This window comes from Natronospira sp., from assembly GCF_007134575.1.
Classification (GTDB): Bacteria; Pseudomonadota; Gammaproteobacteria; order Natronospirales; family Natronospiraceae; genus Natronospira; species Natronospira elongata.
Map to the genome: position 1 here is coordinate 1 of NZ_SLKM01000161.1, position 4501 is coordinate 4501.

The 4501-nt window shown below is 61.8% G+C and carries 4 protein-coding genes; all 4 read right to left on the reverse strand.

Annotated features, from left to right (window positions below; translation table 11 throughout):
* Positions 1–689 (reverse strand): GspE/PulE family protein (locus ACJWXQ_RS06390; RefSeq protein ID WP_406672396.1); only part of this gene is annotated, 689 nt, incomplete at its 3' end.
* 26 nt (positions 690–715) lie between these two features.
* Complete coding sequence (locus ACJWXQ_RS06395; protein WP_346050582.1) at positions 716–2077, reverse strand: tetratricopeptide repeat protein; 1362 nt, start codon at positions 2075–2077, stop codon at positions 716–718.
* The gene (locus tag ACJWXQ_RS06400; protein WP_406672398.1) at positions 2074–2991 is read right to left on the reverse strand and encodes an ExeA family protein; all 918 of its coding nucleotides are present in this window, start codon (positions 2989–2991) and stop codon (positions 2074–2076) included. Before ACJWXQ_RS06400 ends, ACJWXQ_RS06395 begins: the two co-directional genes overlap by 4 nt.
* A gap of 2 nt (positions 2992–2993) precedes the next feature.
* The coding region (gene mshL, locus ACJWXQ_RS06405) for a pilus (MSHA type) biogenesis protein MshL (RefSeq protein WP_406672397.1) at positions 2994–4501 on the reverse strand (1508 nt) is incomplete at its 5' end.

Consider the following 4501-nt stretch of genomic DNA (forward strand, 5'->3'; position numbering starts at 1 on the left):
ATTCGCTTGCCCTCAATGACCTGTTCCTGAAGCACACCATCCACACGCTGACGGATTCGCAGGACCTGATCGTCCGGCTCGATATGAATGTCCGAGGCGTTGACCTGGACGGCATCTTCAAACATGGATTGCAGCAATCGGATAACCGGGGCGTCATTGACCTCTTCGGCTTCCAATAACTCATCCAGGTCATAATCACCTTCGGATAGTTCCTCACCCAGCTCCTCGGCCAGGCTGCTGATTTCCTCGGTACGCCGGTAGACCAGATCAATGGTGCGCAGCAAGTCCGCCTCACGGACAATGCCGACCCGAACATTCACGCCCAGCAATCGCTGGATCTCGTCAAAGGCAAAGATATCCGTGGGATCGGCCATGGCCACGAGCACACTGCCATCTTCCTCGGCAGACAGGGGCAGGGCCCGATAACGACGGGAATGGGTCTCGGGCAGACGACGAGCCACTTCCGGATCGAAGCGAAAATGGCGAATGTCGATATGAGGAATGTCCAACTGGCGGGACAGCAGTTCAAGAATCTGATCCTCGGTGACATAGCCAAGGTCGATAAGGACACGCCCCAGCTTGCGCCCGCTGGTTTTCTGCTCGGCCAGGGCCTGTTCCAGCTGGCTTTCCGAAATCACCTTGTGCTGGACCAGAAGGTCGCCAATGCGGATTTTCTGCTTGCGATTCATGCGCGCCTGTCTCCTGTTGCCTCGCCTTAAGGCGACCCTGTCAGAACATCGATACGTTCCGCCAGATACTCTCTAACCGCTGCTCTGAGCTGATCGTCGCTGAGTGCCGCCTCGTAAGCGGCGATGGCCGCGGTGGGCTCGCCCAGGGCCTCCCGAGCCAGGCCCAGTCCCATCCACCATGCCCCGCGTTGGGAAAAGCGGGACAGCAAGTTCTCGTAGAGCTCAGCGGCTTGTTCATATTCACTGGCCTGATAGTACAGACCGGCCAGCAAGGCGCCAGTGTCGCTGCTGTCACAGACTTCCAGCCACACCGCCTCCAGCACTGCCACGGCCTGTTCAGGATCCCCCCGTCCCAGCCACAACCGCGCCCGCTGGCGAGCGAAGAAGCCCTGGTCCGAAGCGGGTAATGCGGCCACGGCCAGGGCCTCTGCCAATAGCTGCTCGGCCTCCCCAAGACGGCCCTGATCAACCAGGAGATCGGCCAGCGCCTCGCGTCCGGCTACATGCTCGGGCTGGATATCGAGCAAGCGCTGCAGCGCGCTCTCGGCCTGTCGCGATCGGCCCTGATCTATGGCTTTCCGCGCCCCGGACCAGGCTTCGGCAGCACGCTCTGCATCGCTACGCTGTCGTCGTTCGCGGCGCATCTCACTGTCATCGGGCTCCTGGGCCTCGGCGACCATTGGCTCTGCCGGCTCTTCTTCTCGGGTCTCGGTGGGGGCCGGCAGATCATGGGTCGAATCTTCGACGGCTTCCGTCGCGGAGACGACGGCGCCTGATGACTCGGCGGTCGCCGGCTCTTCGGGGGCGCCGATTGGTTCATCAAGAACCAACAACAGGCGTTCGCCACCGTCCCGAATGGTTTCGGCATAGAGAGGGCCAGACTGAAGTTCGCTGAAGCGGATTTCCAGGCGCTGCTGATCCTCGGCGATCGCTTCCCAGTCAATTCCGTCCACCCCGGGCGGCAGATCCGCATCGATATCCGCCGGGATCTCAGCGCGCAGCTCAAGCACCAGTCGGTCGGGCGCCGAGCTGCGGCGGCGGTAATCACTGTCGCCATCCAGCTCAAGGCGGAGAATAGGGCCGTCACGGGTCTCCACCCGTTCGATGGCGTGCAGGCGCGGCAGTGGCGGCTCCGGTGCGGGCGCCAGGTCGATCAGACTGGTCTCCAGAGGCAGGACGAGCTGCTCTTCCATGACGGGCGCCGGCTCCTGAGGGCCGAGCCAGAACCAGGCCAGGACACCAATGGGGATGATCAGCGCCAGGCCAATGGCAAGTGACAGGGCAAGATAGCGGGGCCGCTGACCGGCAACGGCATGCACATCGCCGCGCTCAGCGGCGGTATCTCGCTGCTGCTCCAGGTCCCGCAACATCTGGTTGATGAGACTCATGGGCGCACCCCCTGAAGGCCGAACCAGCCGGCCAGCAGGGCGACCGTCGCCATAACGCCCACCGCACAGGCAGCAAGGACATAAGGACGCGCCAGCGTACGCTGTCGGGCACCTTCCGTATCATCGATGGCGCGACGTACATGCCGTCGAGTCACCTGATCCTCTCCCTCACCCCAGGCGGCCATCAAGGCCTTGTGGGCGAGGACGTTGACCAGTCGCGGGGTTCCAAAACTGCCCTGGTAGAGGGCCTTGAGGGCGGGACGGGCGAACAGGGGTGCCCCGCGGTAACCCGCGACACGCAGGCGATGGCGCACATAGGCGGCAATGGCGTCGGCATCGAGCTGGCGCAGGCGATAGCTGAAGGTAATCCGCTGCCGCAACTGGCGCACGGATGGTCGAGCCAGGCGCTCGTCCAATTCTGGCTGACCGAAGAGGACGACCTGTATCAGCTTGCGTTTTTCCGTTTCCAGATTGGTCAGCAAGCGGACAGCTTCAAGGGTCGCCTCCGGGAGCTGCTGTGCCTCATCAAGGCAGAGCACCACCGGGCGTTCTTCCCGGGCCAGCAGGAGCAGGCGATCCTGAATGCGCTGGAGCAACTGCTCCTGACTGAGCTCGTCGTCAGGGTTGAGACCCAGCTCCCGAGCCAGTGCCAGGCGCATGGAGGCGGGAGACAGATGAGGATTGGGGATATAGGCCGTGACCGCTTCATCCTCCAATGCTTCCAGGAGCATGCGACAGAGCAGGGTCTTGCCCAGCCCCACTTCGCCGGTCACCTTGAGAAAACCTTCGCCTGAACGCAGCGCCACCAGGAGCACATTGAGCGCTTCCTGGTGGGGCTGGCTGTGGTAATAGAAGTCGGTATCCGGCGTCAGCGAGAAGGGATACTCCTGCAGGCCGAAATGCGACAGGTACAGACTCATCGACGTCCCGGACGGCGCATGTCTCGAATCTGATCCCGGTAATCCCGGGTCATTTCATTCCACTGCTCGTCGTTCTCCACCACCACCGGCCGCAGCAGGATCACCAGCTCGGTCTTGGCTTCCCGCTGGCGGGTCTGGCGGAAGAGATTACCCAGCACGGGGATGCTGCCCAGTACCGGGGTAGAGAAGGTCTCATCCCGCATCTGATTCTGCATCAAACCGCCAATGACCACGATCTGTCCACTCCGGGCTCGGACGATGCTATCCGATTCGCGGACTTCGCTGAAGGCCAGAGGCAGACTGTCGGTCTCTCCTCCCACGGTAAGGTCCTTGCGCTGATCGGTAACCTGACTGACCGTGGGGTGAATATGCAGGGTGACTTCATTGCTTTCACTGATCTGGGGCGTCACATCCAGGGCAATACCGGAGAAGAACGGGGTCAACTCCACATTGCGCTGGGTGGAGGCGCCCGCGGCACCGAAAGCACCACCGGTCTGGATGCCGGTGACAAAGAATTCATCACTGCCGACCTTGATCACGGCCTTCTGATTATTGACCGTGGAGACCCGCGGGCTGGATAGCACCCGGGTTTCTCCCTGCCGCGACAGCAGCTCGACAAAGGCACGGAAATCATTACCGATATTCAGGGTGGCGGCGAAACTGCCGCCAATGGCCTCGGTACTCAGACCCGACAGTTCGCTGCCCGGCATCAGGCTTTGCTGGCTGCCGGCAATGGAGGAGAGGCCTTCATTGAAGACGTCGGGACCACCCACCTGACCAATGAAGGCGCCATCATCGCCGTCGGTATAGAGCCCGCCCCAATTGATTCCGGAGCGAAACTCATCGCGCAGTTCCACCTCGAGAATCTTGGCCTCCAGCACGACCTGACGACCAATATTGCGCTGAATCGTACCCAGATACTCCTCAATCTCACGTAGCTCGGAGGGCATGGCGCGAACAGCCACGGTGCCGGATTGGGGGTTGAGAATCACGCGACCGCCGTCGCTGTCGGCGACAATGGCCTCTAGGGTGCTCTCTATGTCGGCCCAGAAATCCGACTTGGTTTCGGTCTCAATGCGCGTACCGACAATCCGATCCTCACCACCCGTTCGGCTTGGGGTTCCGCCAAAGCCCCGGGTGCCCATTGTGCCACGGCTGCCACCATGACCATCGCTGACGGATCCGGAGCTGACTCGGGTACTGGACTGGCCTTCGCGAGTAATGGTGAGGGCATCGATATTGAACACACGAGTCTGCAGCCCCGCCGGGCGAACCAGGTAGCCTCCGGCCAGCTCGCGGTATTCGAATCCATAAACCTCGCGCACCGCCTCCATCACTTCCGGGATGGTGACATTGCGCAGGTTGAGACTGATCCGACCCTCCACCGCCTCATCAACGATCATGTTGTAGTCGGTATCCTCAACCAGCCCCATGAAAAAGGTCTCGGCCGGGACATTTCGTACCGACACGTCGAAGCGTTCCTCGCCCCGATCACGAGCGGCCG